Raw genomic sequence first — 22,152 nt, 5'->3', positions numbered from 1 at the left:
GATTACTCCCCCGCTCTTTTAATTCTTACTTTGCGCGTGCTTCTAGCATTTCAACTGCTGGAAGTACTTTACCTTCAACGAATTCAAGGAAAGCGCCGCCGCCAGTAGAGATGTATGAAACGTCAGCTTTGATACCAAATTGGTCGATAGCTGCTAGCGTGTCACCACCACCTGCTACAGAGAATGCTGCAGACTTAGCGATTGCTTCAGAGATACCTTTCGTACCTGCTTCGAAGTTCTTGAATTCGAATACGCCTACAGGACCGTTCCATAGGATAGTTTTCGCGTTTGCGATGATTTCAGCTAGAGCTGCAGTTGAATCTGGACCTAGGTCGAAGATCATGTCGTCATCTTGAACGTCAGCAACGTTTTTGATTTCAGCTTCTGCGTTTTCATCGAATGCTTTTGCACAAGCAACGTCAGTTGCAACTGGAATTGCACACTCTTTCATTAGTTTTTGTGCAGTTTCAACTAGGTCTGCTTCGTATAGAGACTTACCTACGTTGTGACCTTCAGCTGCGATGAATGTGTTCGCGATACCACCACCAACAACAAGTTGGTCAGCAATTTTTGATAGCGACTCAAGAACAGTCAGTTTAGTAGAAACTTTTGAACCACCAACGATAGCCACTAGTGGACGCTCTGGGTTGCTCATTGCTTTACCTAGTGCTTCTAGTTCAGCAGCTAGTAGAGGACCTGCACACGCTACGTCAGCAAACATACCAACGCCGTGAGTTGAAGCTTGTGCACGGTGAGCTGTACCGAATGCATCCATTACGAATACGTCACATAGTGATGCGTACTTCTTAGATAGCTCTTCTTCGTTCTTCTTCTCGCCTTTGTTAAAGCGAACGTTTTCAAGAACCACTAGTTCACCAGCGTTTAGCTCTAGACCATCTAGGTAGTCTTTCGCTAGTTTAACTTCGCAGTCTAGTGCGTCGTTTAGGTAGTTAACTACAGGTTGTAGAGAGAACTCTTCTGCGTATTCACCTTCAGTTGGGCGACCTAGGTGAGAAGTAACCATCACTTTCGCGCCTGCTTCTAGGCATAGTTTGATAGTTGGAAGTGATGCGATGATACGTGCATCTGAAGTCACTTTTCCGTCTTTTACTGGCACGTTAAGGTCAGCACGGATGAATACACGTTTACCTGCTAGATCCAGGTCAGTCATCTTGATTACAGACATGATTTGTCCTCTCAAATATTAAATAAAGTTTTTTGACAACTCGGCAACCCTGCCAAGCCTGTGAATTCTTTAATCTGTTAACGAATATGGAGACCTCGCTAATTTATTTCAAGGGTAGAAATAAATTATTTCTCCATATCCGTTCAGGGCGCTTTATTTTGCTGCCTGCATCGCTAATGCCGTATCCAGCATGCGGTTGGCAAAGCCCCATTCGTTATCACACCACACCAGCATTTTCACTAACTGACCATTGCTTACCCTCGTCTGGGTACCATCAACAATGGCGCTGTGCGGATCATGATTGAAGTCCACCGAAACCAGTGGTGCTTCAGTATAGTCAACAATATTACGTAATGTACACTGAGAAGCGTTAATAATGGTTTGATTTACGTCATTAACTTTCACATTTGTACTAATTGTGACACTTAAATCCATTGCTGTAACGTTTACCGTTGGTACCCTTACAGAAATTGCCTCAAATCTGTTACTAAATTTCGGGAAGATCCTTTCAATGCCTTGATGCAATTTGGTATCCACCGGAATGATCGATTGGCTCGCCGCGCGAGTTCGGCGCAAGTCGGCATGATAAGCATCGATCACTTGCTGATCATTCATTGAGGAGTGAATGGTAGTAATGGTACCTGAATCAATGCCAAAGGCATCATCGAGTACTTTAATGATCGGCACGATACAGTTGGTGGTACAGGAGCCATTGGAGACAATAGTTTGGTCTGCAGTTAGTGTTTCATGGTTAACACCATAGATAATGGTGTTATCTAGATCATTATCACCTGGGTGGGAGAATAAGACCTTTTTCGCCCCTGCTTCAATATGAGCTAAACCGTCGGCACGACATCCGTACACACCGGTACAATCGAATACGATATCAACATCGAGATCTCGCCAAGGAAGTAATTTTATTTCATTTAGATGTAGGATACGCACGGCATCTTGAGCGCCGTTGTCGTGATGTATGTAGAGGTGTTCTTGGTCATGACTAATGCGCTTGCCGAATCGACCGTGGCTTGTGTCGTACTGAAGTAGGTGTGCCATAGCTTCTGGCTGGGCTAATTCATTGACTGCTACCACTTTGATCTCTTGGTGCTTACCGCTTTCATACACTGCGCGTAAGACATTCCGACCGATTCGTCCAAACCCGTTGATCGCAACTTTCAGCATAGTTCCATCGCCTTTATTATATATGTTCTATCGGTTACCGATGGTACTCGATCTCCCCCCTCTAAGCAGCAAAAGAGTGACATATTACGCAAGCCCTCGCTGTACACTTGTGTAATCCATGATGCAATTATCAATTTACACTTGCTTGCGATAGGCTTGATTACAGTGTGGCGTAACCTTTGGCGATTTTTCTTACCGTTTAACAACCAAAGGAACCGGTTATGAAAACCTACCCTGCCTCGCACTTTTGTAATAAATGTCAATCAGATACCCCACATAGTGAAATCCTAACTCGTAAGCCAAGTAGCTACGATACCGACACATCACTACTTGGGCGTATCAAACTACTCGTGCACACCTTTATCAATGGTGGTGAGTACTACGATATGAATCGCTATGTTCAGTGTAAAGTCTGCGGACACAAAGAGCTGGATAATAAAGGCAGCGAGTTTGAATAGGCATAAAAAAACCGAGCACTCAGGCTCGGTTTTTCATTTCCAACGCTCAATTACGCTAGTAGTTCGTTTGCTGTGTTCACAACGTTTTCTACTGTGAAGCCAAACATTTCGAACAGTTGATCAGCTGGCGCTGACTCACCAAAGGTAGTCATACCGATGATACGACCATCAAAGCCAACGTACTTGTACCAGAAGTCAGCAATACCTGCTTCAATTGCGATACGTGCCGTCACATCTGATGGCAGTACTGACTCACGGTAAGCTGCATCTTGCTTATCAAATGCATCGGTTGATGGCATTGATACTACACGTACCGCTTTACCAGCTGCTGTTAGCTCTTCTGCCGCTTTCACTGCAAGTTCAACTTCAGAACCTGTTGCGATTAGGATTAGCTCAGGTTTGCCTGCGCAATCTTTTAGGATGTAAGCACCCTTAGCGATGTCAGCCACTTGCTCAGTTGAACGTGGTTGCTGCGCTAGGTTTTGACGCGAGAAGATTAGTGATGTAGGGCCATCTTTACGCTCAATTGCCAGTTTCCAAGCTACTGCTGACTCAACTTGGTCACATGGACGCCATGTGCTCATGTTTGGTGTTAGACGTAGTGACGCCATTTGCTCAACCGGTTGGTGAGTTGGACCGTCTTCGCCAAGACCGATAGAGTCGTGCGTGTAGACTTGGATGTTCTGAACTTTCATCAGAGCAGCCATGCGCATTGCGTTACGTGCGTATTCCATGAACATTAGGAAAGTGGCACCGTAAGGAACAAAACCGCCGTGCAGCGCGATACCGTTCATGATTGCGGTCATACCGAATTCACGTACACCGTAGTGGATGTAGTTGCCAGAGAAGTCGTTTGCTTCTAGAGACTTAGAACCCGACCACATGGTTAGGTTAGAAGGCGCTAGGTCAGCAGAGCCGCCCATAAATTCTGGTAGCATTTGACCAAATGCTTCTAGTGCATTTTGCGATGCTTTACGTGATGCGATGTTCGCTGGGTTTGCTTGAAGGTCAGCAATGATTTGGCTTGCTTTCTCTTCCCACTCTGCAGGCAGTTCGCCGTTAATACGACGTTTAAGCTCTGCCGCTTCTGCAGGGTATGCTGCTGCGTAAGCGTCAAATTTTGCGTTCCAAGCTGCTTCTTTATCCGCGCCTGCTGCTTTTGCATCCCACTCTGCGTATACGTCAGCTGGGATTTCAAATGCAGGGTGTTCCCAACCTAGGAATTCACGCGCTGCTGCGATTTCTTCGGCACCTAGTGGCGCGCCGTGGCAGTCGTGTGAACCTGATTTGTTTGGCGAACCAAAACCGATGATAGTTTTGGTACAGATTAGCGTTGGGCGTGGGTCTGCTTTCGCTGCGATGATTGCCGCATTGATCGCTTCAGCATCGTGACCATCCACTGCAGGAATTACGTGCCAGCCGTACGCTTCAAAACGTTTCGGCGTGTCATCTGAGAACCAACCTTCAACATGACCATCGATAGAGATACCGTTGTCATCCCAGAATGCGATTAGCTTACCAAGACCAAGCGTACCTGCTAGAGAACATGCCTCGTGCGAGATACCTTCCATTAGACAGCCGTCACCCATAAACACGTAAGTGTGGTGATCAACGATGTCATGACCTTCTTTGTTGAACTGAGCAGCTAGCGCTTTCTCAGCCATTGCCATACCAACCGCGTTAGTGATGCCTTGACCTAGCGGACCAGTCGTGGTCTCTACGCCTGGTGCATAGCCGTACTCTGGGTGACCTGGAGTCTTAGAGTGCAGTTGACGGAAGTTTTTTAGGTCATCGATAGATAGCTCGTAGCCGCTAAGGTGCAGTAGCGAGTAAATTAGCATTGAGCCGTGACCGTTAGACAGCACGAAACGGTCGCGATCAGCCCATTCTGGGTTCGCTGGATTGTGGTTTAGGTGAGAACGCCAAAGAACTTCAGCGATGTCCGCCATACCCATAGGTGCGCCTGGGTGACCAGAGTTAGCTTGTTGAACGCCATCCATGCTTAGAGCGCGGATTGCATTGGCAAGGTGTTTACGAGAAGACATGTCTGCTCCTGAGTGCAAAGTAAGCGAGTTTATCGTTCGGGGAATTGTTGTGGGCATATTCTCTCAAAGCGATCAGAGCACTGCAAACGTTTTCCAGACAAAAATAACGCAAAAACACCGATAACATTCAGCAAATCCCTTTATTGCGAACCTTTTTAACCTCACCAAGCAAACGATTGCTGATTGATTATTTGCAAAAAGAGCTTGTAATTCGAGCATTCAAACTTAGAATAGACGTCTAGATGTAGAAACACCTACACGCCTTAAGGCTATTTTTAGTACGGGTTTAATACCGGTATTTCAATGAACATGGAGTCCACATGGCTAAGCACCTATTTACTTCTGAGTCAGTTTCAGAAGGTCATCCAGATAAAATCGCAGACCAAATCTCTGATGCTGTTCTTGATGCGATCCTAGAACAAGACCCGAAAGCACGTGTAGCGTGTGAGACCTACGTAAAAACCGGTATGGTAATGGTCGGTGGTGAGATCACCACTTCAGCATGGGTAGATATTGAAGAACTTACTCGTGAAACAGTGCGTGAAATTGGTTACGTTCACTCAGACATGGGCTTTGATGCTAACTCTTGTGCGATTCTAAACACCATCGGTAAGCAATCACCTGACATCAACCAAGGTGTTGATAAAGCTGATCCTAAAGAGCAAGGCGCTGGCGACCAAGGCATTATGTTCGGTTATGCATGTAACGAAACTGATGTACTTATGCCTGCACCAATTACTTACTCACACCGCTTAGTACAAAAGCAAGCTGAAGTACGTAAAAACGGCACGCTAGATTGGCTACGTCCTGATGCAAAATCTCAGGTGACGTTCCAGTATGACCAAGGCAAGATCGTTGGCATCGATGCGGTTGTTCTTTCAACTCAGCACTGTGATTCAATCTCTACTCCTGATCTGCGCGAAGCGGTTATGGAAGAGATCATCAAGCCAGTTCTACCTTCAGAGTGGTTAAATAAAGAAACTAAGTACTTCATTAACCCAACTGGTCGTTTCGTGATCGGTGGTCCAATGGGTGATTGTGGTCTAACAGGTCGTAAGATCATCGTTGATACCTACGGCGGCGCAGCTCGTCACGGTGGCGGTGCATTCTCTGGTAAAGATCCATCGAAAGTAGACCGCAGCGCAGCATACGCAGCACGTTACGTAGCGAAAAACATCGTAGCAGCAGGTATGGCTGATCGTTGTGAAATCCAACTTTCTTACGCAATCGGTGTAGCAGATCCAACGTCTATTATGATCGAAACGTTCGGTACTGAAAAAGTGGCGCACAACATCATTATCGAAGCGGTACGTCAATTCTTCGACCTGCGTCCATACGGTCTGCAAGAGATGTTGAACCTACTGCAACCTATCTACAAAAAGACTGCAGCATACGGTCACTTTGGTCGCGAAGAGTTCCCATGGGAAGCGACTGATAAAGCAGCTCTACTGCGTGAGTTTGCGGGCATTAAGTAATTTTTACCGCAGCTCTACCAAGCTATATCTTAAGCCCTCGCCTATGCGGGGGCTTTTTCGTTCTCAGCAAAATCCTCTCTCTTCGACCAAATCAGCAAATAATTTGTAAATTCTCTCATCTGCGCCAATAGTTAAATTAATGTTAAATGTTATTTATGACGTACAAAACCATGATGCGGCTCACGACAGAATAGATGTCCAACGTCAGCCAGACATCATCCATAGCCACATGCGCTAGTGGCATTAGTGAGAGACAATCAAGGAGGAGTCATGCCTCGAACAGTTAACACCCCATCGGAACTCAAACAAGAGCGGAAAACGGTCCCCAACCACGAATACGCTCGTACTTTTCCCTGCAATGCGGTGAGCATTAGTGCGCCGTTTCATTGGCTCGCACTCGGTCTGCACGACTTTGTACGTATGCCAATTATCAGTGCCTTTTATGGGCTCTGTTTTATGGCAGCCGCGGTAGGTATCGTGCTACTAGTGCAATGGCAAGGCACTCATTTGGTGATCATGCCAAGCTTAGTGGTTTACATGCTGATTGGTCCTTTTCTTGCTCTGGGTCTTTACGACGCCAGTTGGGAACGAGAACGGGGTCATAACGCCAGCCTATTCCACTCCATCAAAGCCATAGGTCGCAATTCCAGTTCACAATGGGCATTCGCCGTGCTACTCGCGGTGTGTATGATTTTCTGGATGCGTATTGCCGCTTTACTGCATGCACTCTACCCTTCTGTACAAGGTGCACCACTGACCGATTTTCTTCCCTTCTTGGTGATTGGCTCCATGGTGGGATTTGTTTTAGCCTGTGTCGTTTTCAGTATTTCTGCCTTCTCTATCCCACTAATGATGGAACGTCGCGTAGATATGATGACGGCTGTGTTTACCAGCTTTAACGCCGTGCGATCCAATATTCCAGCGATGGTGGTATGGGCTGCGGTAATTTGTGGTGGGGTGCTAATCGGCTTTGCCACTTACGGGATTGGGATGTTGTTTACCATGCCTATCCTAGGCTACGCCACATGGCACGGTTATCACGAAGTGATTAAGAAGAAACATCAACCTTAACAGATTAAACCTTCCACGCTATGATGCCTCAGCCCAGCTCTATTGCTGGGCTGAATTGTCTCTAGCACGACGGAATCACTTTGGATATAGAACTTCGCTACCGAGCGCAGCAAAAGGTCGCTCACTGCTTACAATTAGCTGAACAAGCATTTAAACGTCCGTTCGCCAAACCGATTATGCGTTACGGCTTGCGTGGCAAAGCAGCCGGCAAAGCTTACTTGCAACTGAATGAGATCCGCTTAAATCCGGTGCTATTTGTAGAGAACCAACACGCTTTTCTTGAAGAGGTCATTCCTCATGAAGTGGCGCATTTGATCACCTATCAAGTCTATGGACGCGTACGTCCACATGGCAAAGAGTGGCAAGGCGTAATGGAAGCGGTGTTTGGCGTATCAGCCAATACCACTCACAGTTTTGCTACTAGTTCGGTGCAAGGTAAAACCTTTGAATATCAGTGCCAATGCACCTTCTACCCACTGTCGATTCGTCGCCATAATAAAGTGATTCGCCACCAAGCCAGTTATCGCTGCCAGAAGTGCCAGCAACTGCTCACCTTCACTGGTCGCCAGTTGTCTTAATTGTAAAATTATCAGCTAACAAGTTGTAATTTGAGTGATATGATGCAAAGAGTCATTCCTTTCTAAGACTTTTTCATGCGTAAACTCTTATGTCTATTGCTTGCTGTAACGGCAGGTAGTGCTGTGGCTGCGCCACCTAGTTCCTTTTCTGCCGCGAAACGTGAAGCGGTCAATATCTATAAAGATCTCGAACAAGATCTCAATTATGCCACCAGCTTTTATTGCGGTTGTGATATTAACTGGCAGGGTAAAAAAGGCATCCCAGATCTTGAAGGTTGTGGTTACAAGATCCGCAAACAAACGCAAAAAGTACGTGCTACGCGCATTGAGTGGGAACACGTTGTACCCGCATGGCAATTTGGGCATCAATTGCAATGTTGGCAAGATGGTGGCCGCAAGAATTGCTCACGCCGTGATAAGCAGTTCAAGATGATGGAAGCCGATCTGCACAATCTTACGCCCGCTATTGGCGAAGTTAACGGTGACCGCTCTAACTTTAACTTTAGTCAGTGGAACGGCATTGATGGGGTGACCTATGGTGCTTGTGAGATGCAGGTTAACTTTAAGCAGCGCCAAGTGATGCCACCCGATCGCGCTCGTGGCTCGATTGCCCGCACTTATCTCTACATGAGCCAAGAATATGGCTTCAAGTTATCCAAGCAGCAACGCAACCTAATGCTGGCGTGGAATAAAACCTATCCAGCACAAAAGTGGGAATGTGAGCGCGACAAGCATATCGCTAAAGTACAAGGCAACCACAACCCATTTGTGATTGAAGCCTGTCGTAAGCTATAAGCATAAATAATTAACCATGGCGTTAAGCAGTCGCTCCCTTGTTTTTTCTGCTTAACGCATCCATGTTACTCTCTAGATATTAAAATTAAGCTGGAACTGATACACCATGCGAATTCCTCGAATTTATCACCCTGAAACTATTCACCAACTTGGCGTAATCGCCCTAAGCGATGATGCTGCCGGTCACATTGGTCGCGTACTGCGCATGCAGGCGGGTCAAGAGGTGTTGTTATTTGATGGTAGCGGTGCTGAGTTTCCAGCCGTAATTAGCTCGGTATCGAAAAAAACAGTTGAAGTAGAAGTGACTGAGCGTGTTGAGCGCAGCAGTGAATCGCCTTTGGATCTGCATCTTGGCCAAGTGGTCTCCCGTGGCGATAAGATGGAGTTCACCATTCAAAAATCGGTAGAACTTGGCGTCAACACTATTACGCCACTGATTTCTGAGCGTTGTGGCGTCAAGCTGGATCAAAAGCGTTTCGAGAAGAAGCTCGACCAATGGCAAAAGATCGCCATTAGTGCTTGTGAGCAATGTGGTCGTAATACCGTGCCAGAGATCCGCCCAATCATGAAACTTGAAGATTGGTGTGCAGAAGAATACGACGGCTTGAAACTCAACCTGCATCCACGCGCAAAATACTCAATCAACACGCTACCAACACCGGTGGAAAAAGTGCGTCTATTGATTGGTCCTGAAGGCGGCTTGTCTGCCCAAGAGATCGATATGACACAAGAATACCAATTTGAAGAAACGTTGTTAGGTCCGCGCGTCCTGCGCACTGAAACCGCAGCGTTAACGGCAATTACAGCCCTGCAAGTTCGCTTTGGCGACCTTGGTTAAACGGAGAAGATCATGATCAAACTTGGCATTGTGATGGACCCTATTTCGTCCATCAACATTAAGAAGGATTCTAGCTTTGCCATGATGCTAGAAGCGCAGCGTCGTGGCTACGAAATCCACTATATGGAAATGAATGATCTGCACCTAGATCAAGGTGTTGCTATCGCAGATACCAAAGTGGTTGAACTCAAAGAAGATCCAAATGGCTGGTATGAATTTAAGTCCGAACAAACGATTAAGTTAGCTGACTTAGACGCGGTGTTGATGCGTAAAGATCCCCCTTTCGACACTGAATACATCTACGCGACCTACATCCTTGAGCGTGCAGAAGATGAAGGCGCGCTGATCGTCAACAAACCGCAAAGCCTACGTGACTGTAACGAAAAGCTATTTACTGCTTGGTTCCCAGAGTTGACGCCAACCACGATTGTGACGCGTAAAGCAGAAAAAATTAAAGCTTTCCGTGAAGAGCATGGCGATGTGATCTTAAAGCCTCTTGATGGTATGGGCGGTGCTTCAATTTTCCGTGTCAAAGAGAACGATCCAAACGTATCAGTGATCATTGAAATGCTGACTAACCACGGTCAAAACTACGCGATGGCGCAAACCTTCGTGCCAGACATCAGTAACGGTGATAAACGCATTCTGGTGGTTGATGGCGAGCCTATGCCTTACTGCCTAGCGCGCATCCCAGCAGAAGGTGAAACCCGTGGTAACCTAGCCGCTGGCGGTCGCGGCGAAGCGCGTCCACTTAGCGAGACAGATAAACAGATCGCTGAAGCTGTAGCGCCTACACTTAAAGAAAAAGGTCTGATCTTTGTCGGTCTCGACGTTATTGGCGACAAACTAACTGAAATCAATGTAACAAGCCCGACTTGTATTCGTGAAATCGAAGCCGCTTTCGATATCTCAATTACGGGCAAGTTGATGGATGCAATCGAGCGCCGCATTCAAAAATAGAATCCAACGGGGCGCTTGCCGCCCCAACTTGGTTTGACATAAGGCTGGATACTTATGAATTTAACTAACCACTTTTTGGTCGCAATGCCAGGGATGAAAGATCCCTATTTCAAACGCAGCGTTATCTACATTTGTGAACACAACCAAGATGGTGCCATGGGGCTGATGATCAGCTCACCAATAGAGATCACCGTCGGTAAAATGCTTGAACAAGTCAATGTCGAGCCAGTTCATCCCCAGCTAAGAACTGATAATCTGGCGATGCCAGTGCTTAACGGCGGTCCGGTATCAGAAGATCGTGGGTTTATTTTGCATCAACCAAAAGACCGTTACGAGTCGAGTATTCAGATGACCGACCAAATCTCAGTCACCACCTCAAAAGATATCTTAAGTGTTTTGGGGACCGAAGCTGAGCCGAATCACTATTTAGTCGCACTCGGTTACTCAGGTTGGGAAGCCGGACAATTAGAAGTCGAATTGGCGGAAAACTCCTGGTTAACGGTAGAAGCGGACCCAAGTGTGCTGTTTGAAACCCCGGTGAAAGAGCGCTGGCAAAAAGCAGTACAGATGCTCGGTATTGATGTCGCCCAACTATCAAGCGACATTGGGCATGCCTAAGCTGTAGCGATAAACAGTTGCGTCGATTAATGCTCGCAACTCACTCCTTTAAATATTAATTAGAAGTAAACTATGTCTGACAGAACCATCATGGCTTTCGACTTTGGCACCAAGAGCATTGGCAGTGCAATTGGTCAAGAGATCACTGGCACCGCTTCACCACTTAAAGCCTTCAAAGCCAATGACGGCATCCCCAACTGGGATGACATTGAAAAGCAGATCAAAGAGTGGCAACCCAACCTACTTGTCGTTGGTCTACCCACCGATTTGCACGGTAAAGACTTAGAGACCATCACGCCACGTGCGAAGAAATTCGCTAAGCGCCTACAAGGTCGTTACGGCTTACCTGTTGAGCTGCATGATGAACGTCTATCCACCGCAGAAGCGCGTGCAGAGCTGTTTTCAATGGGTGGCTATAAAGCACTCTCGAAAGGCAATATCGACTGCCAATCTGCCGTGGTGATTTTAGAAAGTTGGTTTGAAGCCCAGTGGGGTGAATAATCGCCCTGCTCAGTGAACATTTGCTGAAAACAAAAATCCCAAGCTTGAGCTTGGGATTTTTCGTTTCCAATTGAGTGCGATTACTCGCCTGCTACCTTCATGGTTTCTAGCAGGATAGAACCGGTTTGGATCTGTGAACGCGTTTCGACATCACAGCCAACCGCGACAATCTGCTGATACATATCTTTTAAATTACCCGCAATGGTAATTTCAGACACAGGGTATTGGATCTGACCGTTTTCAACCCAGAAGCCCGCAGCACCGCGTGAGTAATCACCCGTCACCACGTTAACGCCCTGTCCCATAACTTCTGTCACTAGCAAGCCAGTCCCCAGCTCTTTGAGCATCTGCTCAAAGTTCTGACCGGTTGATTGCACGTAACAGTTATGGATACCACCAGCATGACCCGTTGGGGTCATTTTCATCTTACGCGCCGCGTAACTGGTTAGCAGGTAGGTTGCCAATACACCATCAGTGATAATTTCCGTATCACGGGTGTAGACACCTTCACTATCAAATGGGCTAGACGCTAGACCACGCAAAACATGCGGACGCTCAGAAAGATTAAACCAGCTTGGTAGAACCTGTTCACCTAGATGGTCAAGCAAAAACGAAGATTTGCGGTAAAGGTTGCCACCACTGATCGCCATCACTAGGTGACCTAACAGCCCTGTCGCCACATCAGCAGCAAACATCACTGGGTATTTACCGGTAGCAAGACGCTTCGCGTCTAAGCGACTTACCGTTTTCTCAGCGGCTTGCGCACCAACTTGCTCTGGTGCCCATAAATCATCTTTATGACGCGCAACGGTATAGCTGTAATCACGCTCCATTTCACCATTGCCACCTTGACCAATCACACAACAACTGGTGCTGTGACGGCTGCTAGCATAACTAGCCAGTAAGCCATGGCTGTTACCATATACTTTCACGCCGTAATGGCTATCGTAGCTCGCACCATCGCTCTGCTTGATTTTGCTGCTAAACGCCAATGCGCGCTCTTCTGCGGCAATCGCCACTTGCGCTGCGTAATCAGGATCGGGCGTGTCAGGGTGGAACAAGTCAAGATCGGGGATCTCTTGCACCATTAATTCTTTTGGTGCAGGACCCGCACAAGGATCTTCAGAAGTGTATTGTGCGATATCTAACGCGGCTAATACCGTTTGCTGAATCGCCTTCTCACTCAAATCAGAAGTTGATGCACTGCCTTTACGTTGACCGCGGTAAACAGTAATACCCAGCGCACCATCGCTATTGAATTCCACGTTTTCCACTTCGCACATACGAGTGGAAACACTTAAGCCGGTTGACTTAGTAATGGCAACTTCTGCGGCATCAGCTTTGACTGCTGCCATCTCCAGCGCTTTAGCGACTGCAGCTTCTAGCTCAGCACGTTGCTGAGCGACTTGCTCTTTTACGTCCATATTTCATCTAAATATTGGTGAGTATTGCTTCTAGGATAACAAGAATTTCGCTTTCTCCCCACGATTCTTGTTAAAATAGAGGAATAGATAGTCAAATAAGGCAAAACAGATGGCACGTAAAAATCAAAAAGCGCCATGGGAACCGGAAGAAGAGATCATCTGGGTTAGTAAATCCGAGATGAAACGCGATATGGAAGAGTTGCAAAAACTAGGCGAAGAGCTGGTTGGTCTAAAGCCTTCTACGCTGAAAAAATTCCCATTGAGCGAAGAGCTAGCGGAAGCGATTCAAGATGCACAACGTTTTAAAAACGAAGCGCGTCGTCGTCAATTGCAACGCATTGGTAAATTGATGCGTTACGAAGATCCAGAACCAATTCAAGCGGCACTGGATAAGATTCGTAACAAGCACTCACAAAACACGGCGGTACTGCACAAACTTGAGCAACTGCGTGATCGTGTTGTTGAGCAAGGCGACGCAGCAATTGAAGAAGTGATGGAGCTTTACCCAGCGGCAGACCGTCAACGTCTACGCCAGCTAGCTCGTCAAGCAGCAAAAGAAAAATCATCGAACAAGCCACCAAAGGCGTACCGTGAAATTTTCCAAATCATCAAAGAGCTGAATGACGAAGAGTTCTAACTCGAGTTAACGCTGTGCGAAATAGTCAAAAGGTTGCCAATTCGGCAACCTTTTTTATTTTTTGAATCTGCTATCACCCGATCAATGTCCCGCTTTAACAAACGCCGCTAGCTCAGGGTTTGAGTGCTCAGCACTCAGCTGATTAATCTTCTCGGCAACACTAATTTTGCCATCCGTGATAAAGGCAAAGTCCGTCGCAATTGAACGCGCATCACTGACATGGTGCGTCACCATCACCACGGTTAGATTGCGTTCATTGGCTAAACGCAGTACCAAGTTCAACATTTCTTCTCGCAACAGCGGATCAAGCGCAGAGAAAGGTTCATCCAGTAGCCAAATCGGATGTGGCTGAACAAAACAGCGCGCCAACGCGACTCGTTGACGTTGTCCACCTGAGAGTTGCTCTGGTAGACGGTCAAGAAACTCACCCACTCCCACTTGTTGTGCAGCCAACTCCACTTGCTGATGTTGCTCAGCCGTCAGTTTTAGGCCAGGGTGCAAACCTAAACCGATATTTTCTCGAACGCTCAAATGAGCAAACAAGTTATGCTCTTGAAACAACATCGCGACAGGTCTTTGGTGTGGCGCTTTACCTATCAGCGAGTCGCCGGCAGCAATGATGTCGCCACTCAGTGGCTCGATAAAACCCGCCATTAATGCCAAAAGCGTCGACTTACCCGCACCACTTGGTCCCATCAGAGCACAAATCGAGCCAGGCGCTATCTGCAAGTCGAAATCGAATGGTTGATTATGATAGGTATAGTGAACTTGCTTAACGTTTATCATGGCTAACCTTTGCATCCGCTTTAAACAGTTTTTCAATCAAGGTAAAACAGACCACGCTCAATACCAGCAGGGTCAACGAAACCACCCCAGCCGCTTCCATTTGGTAGCTGCCTAGCAGTTGGAATAGATACAGAGGTAGCGTGCGAAACTCTTGTCCACCAAATAAGGCAATCGCGCCAAGATCACCAATCGCCAACATAAAACTGATCGCAAAAGCATGCGCCATTGGCTTTTTCAATCCGCGCCATTCCACCACTTTAAAGCGTTGCCAGCCTTTTAGCCCCAAACTTGCGGCTAGGTACTGGTATTGCTGCTCAATCTGCAACATCGGCTGCGAAAGCGTTTTCACCACATAAGGCAAACCCATTAAAGCATTGACCGCAACAACAATAAAAAAAGCCATACTGAACACGTCAGTAACGTTGCGCAGTAGTAAGAACAGTCCGGTGGAGATCACCAAGCCGGGCGTGACTAAAATGATCGTCCCGAGTAACTCAATCTGATCAGCTCGGCGCTCCTTGTGATTGAGACGTAAACGGCGACTGGTGGTCAATACCGCAAGACCTGCAGATAGTGCAATCACACTCGCCACCACAGCCACTTGCAGAGAAGCCAGCAATGCTTGCCAAAAACGAGCATCACTCAGTACGCTAAATAGCTGCGAGTTCAACCCACTGATGATCACCACTAACAGCGGTGGCACCACCAGTAGGCTCGCCATCGCAATCCAAGCGCCATCCCAAAGTCGCCATTTCAGAGTGTCATTGACCAAATAACGCTGACGGGTTGTCGAGCCGCTAGTGACCGCAACTGGCTTAGCTAACCTTTGAATAGTCAGAGCTAACACACCACACAGCAGCATCTGCCAAATTGCCAACAATGCGCCAGCTTGCAGGTCAAAATCAAACTTGATCGCTTGGTAGATAGCCAATTCAATCGTCGTTGACTTGGGACCGCCTCCCAGCGCCATCACAGTAGCAAAACTGGTAAAGCACAACATAAACACTAAACCAGAGACATGAGGCAGTTGTTGACGCAAACGCGGCCACTCTACCCACTTAAATTTCTGCCATTGGCTCATACCAAGATGCGCACACAGCTTATGCTGCTCTTGTGGAATCGACTCCAAAGCCTGTAACAAAAGCCGGGCAGCGTAAGGCAAATTAAAGAATGCGTGCGCGAGTAAAATGCCGTTTAGTCCATAGATAGAAAACGGCAGCTCACCACCGAAATAGGCAAATAGATCGGCGAACAACCCCGAATTACCATAAATCGCCAACAGGCCAAAAACCCCAACTAAAACAGGCAAAACTAAGGTGGAACTGAACAGCCTTAGCAACAGCGATTTACCTTTAAAATCGCGTTTAGACAGCGCATGAGCAACTGGCAAAGCAAAGCCAACGCTGAGCAGTGTTGAAAGAAACGATTGGTAGAAGCTAAATTGTGTTACATGACGGTAGTACGGATCTTGCCATACCGAAAGAACATTAAGTGAGGGTGCTGCGTGAAACAAGGCAGCAAGGGCTGAAAAAACAAAGGTCGCGATAAGCATCGCGACCACCAGCCCGATTTTAGGCGTACGATTCAAACAAGCATCCTATCGAGTCAATGCACTTTGCCATTCGCGAATCCAAGCCTTACGCTGCGCAGCGACTTCATCAGAAGTAAAGCTGAGCGCCTTAGCTGGCACGGTCAAAGCTTCATACCCTTGCGGCAACTTGATGTCAGTCACTGGGTACATCCAGTTGCCAGTTGGCATTGCCGATTGGAACCCTTCGCTCAGAATAAACTGCATAAATTGCTCGGCTAGCTCTGGGTTTTGCGAACCTTTAACTTTCGCTGCCACTTCAACTTGGGTGTAATGACCTTCAGAGAAGTTAGCCGCAGCAAAGCGCTTATCTTGCTCGGCAATAATGTGATAGGCCGGTGAAGTTGTGTATGACAACACCATGTCAGCCTCACCCTCAAGGAACATAGAATACGCTTCTGACCAACCTTTGGTTACGGTTACCGTTTTCTTCGCGACTTTCTGCCACGCCGCAGCAACATCATCACCATAGACTGACTTCATCCACAACATAAAGCCTTGTCCCGGTGTCGAGGTACGCGGATCTTGGTAGATAACTTTTAGATCGTCACGCTGCTCAACCAACTCTTTCAGGCTGGTCGGTGGATTGGTCAGTTTCTCGGTGTTGTAAACAAAAGCGAAGTAGCTAAAGTCATAAGGGACAAAGGTTTTATCTTGCCAACCACCTGGAATGATGACGCTTGAGGTATCCACCGAGTGCTCAGCCAAAAAGCCAGTTTTCTTTGCTTCTGCCATTAGGTTGTTGTCCAAACCTAATACGATATCCGCTTTGCTGTTACCGTTTTCCAAACGCAAACGGTTAAGAATTGAGACACCATCATCTAAAGCAACAAAGTTAACTTCACAGCCATCACATTGCGCTTCAAAGGCTTTTTTAACTGCCGGAGCTGGTCCCCAATCGGCAGCAAAAGAGTCATAGGTGTAGATAGTCAGTGTATTATCTGCGGCAATCGCCGAAAAAGAAGCACAAGCCACAGCTAGGGCTGTTAGAGTGGTTTTCACTGTTCGCTCTCCAAAGGTTGAGCGGCACAGGTTTGAAGTCGAGGCTTAATTATCCATAATCATCAATTATCCTGACTCAATTCCTACGCCAGCATTATCTGGTTCAGGTCACGGGTCCCGACAAGCGTCGATCTCAGCCAGTGCCCAGCACTTTGCTCCCCGATGAGTTTCGGATGGATTGTAATCATTCCGTTTGTTAATGGCTACAACCAATTACCGACACAAATGTAACCGGATGGCAACTAGCTGCGTTGATCATAACCCCAACGTGGCACGAGACCTTGCTCAACACCTAAATGATCTAAAATTCTCGCCACCATAAAATCGACTAAATCTTCAATGTTTTTTGGTTGATGATAAAAACCTGGCGCCGCTGGCATAATCGTCACCCCCATTTGCGATAGCTTATGCATATTTTCTAAATGTAAGGTAGAAAAAGGCGTTTCACGCACCACCAACAGCAGTTGACCACGCTCTTTCATCACCACATCAGCTGCACGCTCAATCAAATTATCTGACATACCATGAGCAATAGCTGCCACGCTGCCAGCAGAGCATGGACACACCACCATTTGTTTAGGTGCGGCAGAACCTGACGCGACAGGCGAGAACCAATCATCCTTGCCGCACACCACCAATTTTTCTGGGTCGCAATTGAGATGTTCAACCAAAGCTTGTTTGGCCGCATCAGGACCACTGGGTAGTTTTAAACCATGCTCTGTGGCTAGCACCACACGTGCCGCCGATGAGATCAGCAGATAAACCTGATAATCCGCCGCGAGTAAGCACTCAAGCAGACGCAACCCATAGGGTGCGCCTGAAGCGCCAGTAAAAGCGAGGGTAATTGCTTTGCTGTTTTGCTTAGTCATTAACTGTTATTCCGCAAGTTTAGCCAAAAGCTTAGCGTGAATACCTTCAAAGCCACCGTTACTCATCACCAAAATATGATCACCCGGTTTCGCGCTTGCCGCGATCTGCATCACTAATTGATCAATATCCGCACTGCTAAATGCCGGTTGTGAACATTGCTTAGCAATATCTTGCACCGACCATTCAATGCCTTGTGGCTGATAGAGATACACTTCATCGGCATGATGTAGTGAGGCGGCTAAGGTTTCTTTATGTACCCCACGCTTCATCGTCGCAGAGCGTGGTTCAAGCACAGCGATGATTTTGTCTGTGCCGACCTTGTTACGCAAACCACCACTGGTCAGTTCAATCGCTGTTGGGTGATGGGCAAAGTCGTCATACACTTTGATGCCGTTGACCTCGCCTTTAAGCTCTAGACGACGCTTGGTATTGATAAATTTACCCAACGCTTCACAAGCCAGATCAGGCGTAACGCCAACATGACGCGCCGCAGCAATCGCCATCAGAGCATTATCAACGTTGTGGTCGCCGACTAAATCCCATTTCACCGTCCCAACATGCTGCTGTTTAAGATAAACACGGAATTCTGAACCATCTTTAATGACTTTCTCCGCATGCCACTCGCCGCTTTCACCGGTAAATTCGGTTTCACTCCAGCACCCACGCTCCAGCACATTAGCAATTGCAGCATCTTTGCGCGGAGCGAGAATACGACCATTTCCTGGCACGGTGCGCACTAAATGGTGGAATTGACGCTGGATCGCCTCCAGATCATCAAAGATATCCGCATGATCAAATTCAAGGTTATTCATCACTAACGTGCGCGGGTGGTAGTGCACAAACTTTGAACGCTTATCAAAAAAAGCACTGTCATATTCGTCGGCTTCGACGACAAAAAACATACTTTCGCCCAATCGCGCCGAAATGCCAAAGTTGCCCAATACACCGCCAACAAGGAAACCAGGTTGATAACCACACTCTTCCAATACCCAAGCCAACATGCTCGAAGTGGTGGTTTTGCCATGGGTACCTGACACCGCTAATACCCAGCGGTCATGTAACAGAAACTCTTGCAACCATTGCGGTCCCGAGGTGTAACGCAGATTGTTATTTAGTACATATTCAACACATGGATTACCACGACTCATGGCGTTACCAATCACCACCAAATCTGGCGCAGGGTTTAATTGCGAAGGGTCAAAACCTTCTATAATTTCAATACCTTGAGATTCAAGCATTGTGCTCATTGGTGGGTAAACATTGGCATCGCTTCCCGTCACTTTATGGCCTAACTGGCGCGCCAACATTGCCGCACCACCCATAAAGGTGCCGCAGATCCCCAAGATATGAATATGCATAAACTAAACCTTGTATTACGCGAAAATTAACCGCTTCATTATGGCGTTTATAGTCAGAAAAGCGAACCATTTTGATCACGCAAATCGCTGCAGCGTAGCAGAAACAAGCACAGACGATTGAGCGAACAAACGCGCTATTCACCAACTAAATAAATTGAGATCTCAAGCAATTACTTCATTACCCATAAAAAGATCTACGTCTTACACTTAACAGATAGCCTTTGTTGTCGTCCATCTGACGACATAACTAGCGGTGAGGTTTCATAGAAAACCCACCATTGATTAAGCCCCAATAGCTAACCAAAAAGGAAACATCATGTCTGGAATGCGCACCCTTGGCGAATTTATCGTTGAGAAACAAGCAGACTTCCCGCACGCAAGTGGCGATCTTTCTTCGTTACTTTCTTCTATTCGCCTTGCCGCCAAAATTGTTAACCGCGAGATCAATAAAGCCGGTCTAGCTGATATTACGGGCTCTGTAGGTGCGGAAAACGTACAAGGTGAGGAGCAACAAAAACTCGATTTGTACGCTAATGAAAAGTTCAAAGCCGCTTTGGAAGCGCGCGATCAGGTGTGTGGCGTTGCCAGTGAAGAGGAAGATGAAGCGGTCGCATTCAACAAAGAGCTCAATAAGAATGCCAAATACGTGGTTCTGATGGACCCACTCGATGGTTCCTCTAACATTGATGTCAACGTTTCAGTCGGCACCATCTTTTCGATCTACCGTCGCGTCTCTCCAATTGGAACCCCGCCAACTCAAGAAGATTTCTTGCAACCGGGTAATAAGCAAGTCGCCGCCGGTTATGTTATTTATGGCTCCTCCACCATGCTGGTTTACACCACTGGTAACGGAGTAAATGGTTTTACTTACGACCCATCACTTGGCACTTTCTGCCTGTCGCATGAAAACATGATGATTCCGCAAGATGGGCAAATCTACTCGATCAACGAAGGGAACTATACCCGCTTCCCAATGGGAATTAAAAAGTACATTAAGTACTGCCAAGAAAATGATACTGCCACCAAGCGTCCATACACTTCACGCTACATTGGCTCATTGGTCGCGGACTTCCACCGTAACCTACTCAAAGGCGGGGTCTACCTCTACCCAAGTACACAAAGCCATCCAAATGGTAAGCTGCGTTTACTTTATGAGTGCAACCCGATGGCATACATTGCCGAGCAAGCGGGTGGTACAGCATCCGATGGCGTCAACCGCATTATGGATATTAAGCCGACTGAATTGCATCAGCGAGTGCCATTTGTGGTCGGTTCAAAGAATATGGTTAACAAAGTCGAAGAGTTTATTGAGAAATATCGCGACGACGAGCAGTAACTCGTAAGCAGAATAAAAGCGCCTTAGGGCGCTTTTTTCATAACCATTTATTTACATTAGCGCGCATTTCGCTTTAAGGTAATAGACGCATTTTTGACCAAGTAAGCATAAGGATATAATACATGAGCTTGAATGACGTACCTGCAGGTAAATCTTTGCCCGATGATCTGTATGTAGTGATTGAAATCCCAGCCAATGCTGACCCGATTAAATATGAAGTAGATAAAGACTCAGGGGCGGTATTTGTCGACCGTTTTATGTCTGCTCCAATGTTCTACCCATGTAACTATGGTTATGTGAATAATACCCTGTCGCTTGATGGCGACCCGGTTGATGTTTTAGTCCCAACCCCATTTCCACTTATCCCAGGCTCTGTGATTCGCTGTCGCCCAGTTGGCGTATTGAAAATGACCGATGAATCAGGGGAAGACGCTAAGGTCGTTGCTGTTCCGCATACTAAACTGTCTAAAGAGTACGACCATATTCAAGATGTCGACGACCTGCCTGAACTACTCAAAGCACAAATCACCCACTTCTTCGAGCGTTACAAAGAGCTTGAAGCAGGTAAATGGGTTAAAGTAGATGGTTGGGCAGACGCAGAAGCTGCGCGCCAAGAGATCTTAGAATCTTACCAACGCACGCAAAAATAATCGCGTTAGCTAAGATCGAAAAAGCCAGCGTTTGCTGGCTTTTATTGTTTAGCAGATGATTAAAGGTTTTGCTGATAATTCCAGTAATCCTCGCGGAAAAACGGTTTGATATCGTCACAAATGCCACGATATGGCTTGCCTGTGCGCGCTAACATTCTGGCATCTTGTTCACAGTAAGCCGCTTTACCCACTTCATAACCAGACAAATAGGCTTGGTACTGCTCAGCAGACACTTCGCCGGAAAGCGAAAAAGCTGCGAGTTTTTTCTCCGATTGGACAATGTAACCACCCATGGCTCTTTCTTGCCCATAAGATTGCCAAACCGTTGGGTCATCAGACAACATAGGTTCGATCTGTGAAGAACACCCAACAAGCAATAATGATAACCCTAACGCTTTCCAACTCATCGACTCTCTCCTTAACCAAAATCACCTTTTGATTATAGACGCTGACACCAATCTCCGGAGGAGATCAGTAAGTCGAGCTTGGCGGCATCTTGATAAAGATAGATCCAAGCATCGCCAAACGAAGTGGCGATTTGCTCGCGGCGGTACTCGACTGGCACATCTTCTAGCGCGTCCAACCCTGTGAGAATTTGATCATCAATCAAATAAACTTCGCCAAAAATCACTTGGTGCCCACTTATTACGGCTGGATAGGCGCCAAGATCATAGAGGGCATACTCAGGCGGCGTCTCGTATAAGCCGAGGAACTCGGCTCCAGCGAGGTAATGATGATTGCTCTCTCCTTGACGCAAGGTGCCATAAACAAAAACCAACTGCTGCATCAGTGTTCCC

23 protein-coding genes and 1 riboswitch are annotated in these 22,152 nt (G+C 47.0%); of the genes, 12 read left to right on the top strand and 11 right to left on the bottom strand.

Annotation, left to right across the window (positions count from 1 at the left end):
• Positions 1-25: 25 nt before the first annotated feature.
• Complete coding sequence (locus tag DPF93_RS13085; RefSeq protein WP_075649592.1) at positions 26-1,186, bottom strand: phosphoglycerate kinase; 1,161 nt, start codon at positions 1,184-1,186, stop codon at positions 26-28.
• 153 nt (positions 1,187-1,339) lie between these two features.
• A complete protein-coding gene (epd, locus tag DPF93_RS13080; RefSeq protein WP_114766588.1) occupies positions 1,340-2,365 on the bottom strand; it encodes an erythrose-4-phosphate dehydrogenase in 1,026 nt (341 codons plus the stop codon).
• A 221-nt stretch (positions 2,366-2,586) separates the two neighbouring features.
• Between epd and DPF93_RS13075 the strand changes: the two genes are divergently transcribed.
• Positions 2,587-2,823, top strand: a complete 237-nt coding sequence (locus DPF93_RS13075) for a hypothetical protein (RefSeq protein ID WP_114766587.1) — start codon at positions 2,587-2,589, stop codon at positions 2,821-2,823.
• A 50-nt stretch (positions 2,824-2,873) separates the two neighbouring features.
• On the opposite strand, the gene tkt is transcribed toward DPF93_RS13075, so the two are convergent.
• On the bottom strand, positions 2,874-4,868 hold the full coding sequence (gene tkt, locus DPF93_RS13070; RefSeq protein WP_114766586.1) for a transketolase: 1,995 nt from the start codon (positions 4,866-4,868) through the stop codon (positions 2,874-2,876).
• A gap of 320 nt (positions 4,869-5,188) precedes the next feature.
• Between tkt and metK the strand changes: the two genes are divergently transcribed.
• The 8 genes from metK to ruvX all read left to right on the top strand — a co-directional run bounded on the left by metK (position 5,189) and on the right by ruvX (position 11,704).
• On the top strand, positions 5,189-6,343 hold the full coding sequence (gene metK / locus DPF93_RS13060; RefSeq protein WP_114766585.1) for a methionine adenosyltransferase: 1,155 nt from the start codon (positions 5,189-5,191) through the stop codon (positions 6,341-6,343).
• 270 nt (positions 6,344-6,613) lie between these two features.
• Positions 6,614-7,414, top strand: a complete 801-nt coding sequence (locus DPF93_RS13055; RefSeq protein WP_114766584.1) for a DUF2189 domain-containing protein — start codon at positions 6,614-6,616, stop codon at positions 7,412-7,414.
• An 80-nt stretch (positions 7,415-7,494) separates the two neighbouring features.
• A complete protein-coding gene (locus DPF93_RS13050; RefSeq protein ID WP_114766583.1) occupies positions 7,495-7,992 on the top strand; it encodes a SprT family zinc-dependent metalloprotease in 498 nt (165 codons plus the stop codon).
• Between the two features lie 75 nt (positions 7,993-8,067).
• On the top strand, positions 8,068-8,787 hold the full coding sequence (locus tag DPF93_RS13045; RefSeq protein ID WP_114766582.1) for an endonuclease: 720 nt from the start codon (positions 8,068-8,070) through the stop codon (positions 8,785-8,787).
• Positions 8,788-8,893: 106 nt separating this feature from the next.
• Entirely contained in the window at positions 8,894-9,625 is a 732-nt protein-coding gene (gene rsmE, locus DPF93_RS13040; RefSeq protein WP_114766581.1) for a 16S rRNA (uracil(1498)-N(3))-methyltransferase, read from the top strand.
• 12 nt (positions 9,626-9,637) lie between these two features.
• Positions 9,638-10,585 carry a glutathione synthase gene (gene gshB / locus DPF93_RS13035; RefSeq protein ID WP_114766580.1) on the top strand — a complete coding sequence of 316 codons (948 nt, stop codon included), beginning with the start codon at positions 9,638-9,640 and terminating at the stop codon, positions 10,583-10,585.
• A 54-nt stretch (positions 10,586-10,639) separates the two neighbouring features.
• Positions 10,640-11,203, top strand: a complete 564-nt coding sequence (locus DPF93_RS13030; protein WP_114766579.1) for a YqgE/AlgH family protein — start codon at positions 10,640-10,642, stop codon at positions 11,201-11,203.
• A 72-nt stretch (positions 11,204-11,275) separates the two neighbouring features.
• The gene (ruvX, locus tag DPF93_RS13025) at positions 11,276-11,704 is read left to right on the top strand and encodes a Holliday junction resolvase RuvX (protein ID WP_075649604.1); all 429 of its coding nucleotides are present in this window, start codon (positions 11,276-11,278) and stop codon (positions 11,702-11,704) included.
• Between the two features lie 80 nt (positions 11,705-11,784).
• On the opposite strand, the gene pmbA is transcribed toward ruvX, so the two are convergent.
• Positions 11,785-13,128 carry a metalloprotease PmbA gene (pmbA, locus tag DPF93_RS13020; RefSeq protein ID WP_114766578.1) on the bottom strand — a complete coding sequence of 448 codons (1,344 nt, stop codon included), beginning with the start codon at positions 13,126-13,128 and terminating at the stop codon, positions 11,785-11,787.
• A gap of 109 nt (positions 13,129-13,237) precedes the next feature.
• On the opposite strand from pmbA, the gene yjgA reads away from it, so the two are divergent.
• Complete coding sequence (gene yjgA / locus DPF93_RS13015) at positions 13,238-13,765, top strand: ribosome biogenesis factor YjgA (protein WP_114766577.1); 528 nt, start codon at positions 13,238-13,240, stop codon at positions 13,763-13,765.
• A gap of 81 nt (positions 13,766-13,846) precedes the next feature.
• On the opposite strand, the gene thiQ is transcribed toward yjgA, so the two are convergent.
• The 5 genes from thiQ to mpl form a co-directional block, all read right to left on the bottom strand.
• Positions 13,847-14,551 (bottom strand): thiamine ABC transporter ATP-binding protein, encoded by a 705-nt coding sequence (thiQ, locus tag DPF93_RS13010; RefSeq protein WP_114766576.1) that lies wholly within the window; start codon positions 14,549-14,551, stop codon positions 13,847-13,849.
• Positions 14,538-16,139, bottom strand: a complete 1,602-nt coding sequence (gene thiP, locus DPF93_RS13005; protein WP_114766575.1) for a thiamine/thiamine pyrophosphate ABC transporter permease ThiP — start codon at positions 16,137-16,139, stop codon at positions 14,538-14,540. Before thiP ends, thiQ begins: the two co-directional genes overlap by 14 nt.
• Before the next feature lie 9 nt (positions 16,140-16,148).
• Positions 16,149-17,141, bottom strand: coding sequence for a thiamine ABC transporter substrate binding subunit (gene thiB, locus DPF93_RS13000; RefSeq protein ID WP_114766574.1), 993 nt, complete (start codon positions 17,139-17,141; stop codon positions 16,149-16,151).
• A 63-nt stretch (positions 17,142-17,204) separates the two neighbouring features.
• Positions 17,205-17,313, bottom strand: a riboswitch (TPP riboswitch).
• 70 nt (positions 17,314-17,383) lie between these two features.
• On the bottom strand, positions 17,384-18,010 hold the full coding sequence (locus tag DPF93_RS12995) for a flavin prenyltransferase UbiX (protein ID WP_114766573.1): 627 nt from the start codon (positions 18,008-18,010) through the stop codon (positions 17,384-17,386).
• Positions 18,011-18,016: 6 nt separating this feature from the next.
• Entirely contained in the window at positions 18,017-19,369 is a 1,353-nt protein-coding gene (mpl, locus tag DPF93_RS12990; RefSeq protein WP_114766572.1) for a UDP-N-acetylmuramate:L-alanyl-gamma-D-glutamyl-meso-diaminopimelate ligase, read from the bottom strand.
• A 316-nt stretch (positions 19,370-19,685) separates the two neighbouring features.
• On the opposite strand from mpl, the gene fbp reads away from it, so the two are divergent.
• Together fbp and ppa are read left to right on the top strand one after the other, a co-directional pair.
• Positions 19,686-20,705, top strand: coding sequence for a class 1 fructose-bisphosphatase (fbp, locus tag DPF93_RS12985; RefSeq protein ID WP_114766571.1), 1,020 nt, complete (start codon positions 19,686-19,688; stop codon positions 20,703-20,705).
• A 122-nt stretch (positions 20,706-20,827) separates the two neighbouring features.
• The gene (gene ppa / locus DPF93_RS12980; protein WP_114766570.1) at positions 20,828-21,355 is read left to right on the top strand and encodes an inorganic diphosphatase; all 528 of its coding nucleotides are present in this window, start codon (positions 20,828-20,830) and stop codon (positions 21,353-21,355) included.
• A 59-nt stretch (positions 21,356-21,414) separates the two neighbouring features.
• Here ppa and DPF93_RS12975 read toward each other — a convergent pair whose 3' ends face one another.
• Positions 21,415-21,762 carry a DUF2799 domain-containing protein gene (locus DPF93_RS12975; RefSeq protein WP_114766569.1) on the bottom strand — a complete coding sequence of 116 codons (348 nt, stop codon included), beginning with the start codon at positions 21,760-21,762 and terminating at the stop codon, positions 21,415-21,417.
• 32 nt (positions 21,763-21,794) lie between these two features.
• The gene (locus DPF93_RS12970; protein WP_114766568.1) at positions 21,795-22,142 is read right to left on the bottom strand and encodes a gamma-glutamylcyclotransferase family protein; all 348 of its coding nucleotides are present in this window, start codon (positions 22,140-22,142) and stop codon (positions 21,795-21,797) included.
• Positions 22,143-22,152: the final 10 nt, after the last annotated feature.

The sequence above is a fragment of the Vibrio rhodolitus genome, from assembly GCF_003350325.1.
Classification (GTDB): Bacteria; Pseudomonadota; Gammaproteobacteria; order Enterobacterales; family Vibrionaceae; genus Vibrio; species Vibrio rhodolitus.
Note: the sequence above shows the minus strand (reverse complement) of the source record. Positions and strands in the feature narration are given on the sequence as shown.

Excerpts from the sequence above, each read along its gene's own strand:
- DPF93_RS13055 (WP_114766584.1), top strand. The coding sequence starts at position 6,614 with ATGCCTCGAACAGTTAACACCCCATCGGAACTCAAACAAGAGCGGAAA.
- mpl (WP_114766572.1), bottom strand. The coding sequence starts at position 19,369 with ATGCATATTCATATCTTGGGGATCTGCGGCACCTTTATGGGTGGTGCG.
- DPF93_RS13085 (WP_075649592.1), bottom strand. The coding sequence starts at position 1,186 with ATGTCTGTAATCAAGATGACTGACCTGGATCTAGCAGGTAAACGTGTA.
- gshB (WP_114766580.1), top strand. The coding sequence starts at position 9,638 with ATGATCAAACTTGGCATTGTGATGGACCCTATTTCGTCCATCAACATT.
- ruvX (WP_075649604.1), top strand. The coding sequence starts at position 11,276 with ATGTCTGACAGAACCATCATGGCTTTCGACTTTGGCACCAAGAGCATT.
- DPF93_RS12970 (WP_114766568.1), bottom strand. The coding sequence starts at position 22,142 with ATGCAGCAGTTGGTTTTTGTTTATGGCACCTTGCGTCAAGGAGAGAGC.
- fbp (WP_114766571.1), top strand. The coding sequence starts at position 19,686 with ATGTCTGGAATGCGCACCCTTGGCGAATTTATCGTTGAGAAACAAGCA.
- ppa (WP_114766570.1), top strand. The coding sequence starts at position 20,828 with ATGAGCTTGAATGACGTACCTGCAGGTAAATCTTTGCCCGATGATCTG.
- yjgA (WP_114766577.1), top strand. The coding sequence starts at position 13,238 with ATGGCACGTAAAAATCAAAAAGCGCCATGGGAACCGGAAGAAGAGATC.
- pmbA (WP_114766578.1), bottom strand. The coding sequence starts at position 13,128 with ATGGACGTAAAAGAGCAAGTCGCTCAGCAACGTGCTGAGCTAGAAGCT.
- DPF93_RS13075 (WP_114766587.1), top strand. The coding sequence starts at position 2,587 with ATGAAAACCTACCCTGCCTCGCACTTTTGTAATAAATGTCAATCAGAT.
- tkt (WP_114766586.1), bottom strand. The coding sequence starts at position 4,868 with ATGTCTTCTCGTAAACACCTTGCCAATGCAATCCGCGCTCTAAGCATG.
- epd (WP_114766588.1), bottom strand. The coding sequence starts at position 2,365 with ATGCTGAAAGTTGCGATCAACGGGTTTGGACGAATCGGTCGGAATGTC.
- DPF93_RS13030 (WP_114766579.1), top strand. The coding sequence starts at position 10,640 with ATGAATTTAACTAACCACTTTTTGGTCGCAATGCCAGGGATGAAAGAT.
- rsmE (WP_114766581.1), top strand. The coding sequence starts at position 8,894 with ATGCGAATTCCTCGAATTTATCACCCTGAAACTATTCACCAACTTGGC.
- DPF93_RS12995 (WP_114766573.1), bottom strand. The coding sequence starts at position 18,010 with ATGACTAAGCAAAACAGCAAAGCAATTACCCTCGCTTTTACTGGCGCT.
- DPF93_RS13045 (WP_114766582.1), top strand. The coding sequence starts at position 8,068 with ATGCGTAAACTCTTATGTCTATTGCTTGCTGTAACGGCAGGTAGTGCT.
- DPF93_RS12975 (WP_114766569.1), bottom strand. The coding sequence starts at position 21,762 with ATGAGTTGGAAAGCGTTAGGGTTATCATTATTGCTTGTTGGGTGTTCT.
- metK (WP_114766585.1), top strand. The coding sequence starts at position 5,189 with ATGGCTAAGCACCTATTTACTTCTGAGTCAGTTTCAGAAGGTCATCCA.
- thiQ (WP_114766576.1), bottom strand. The coding sequence starts at position 14,551 with ATGATAAACGTTAAGCAAGTTCACTATACCTATCATAATCAACCATTC.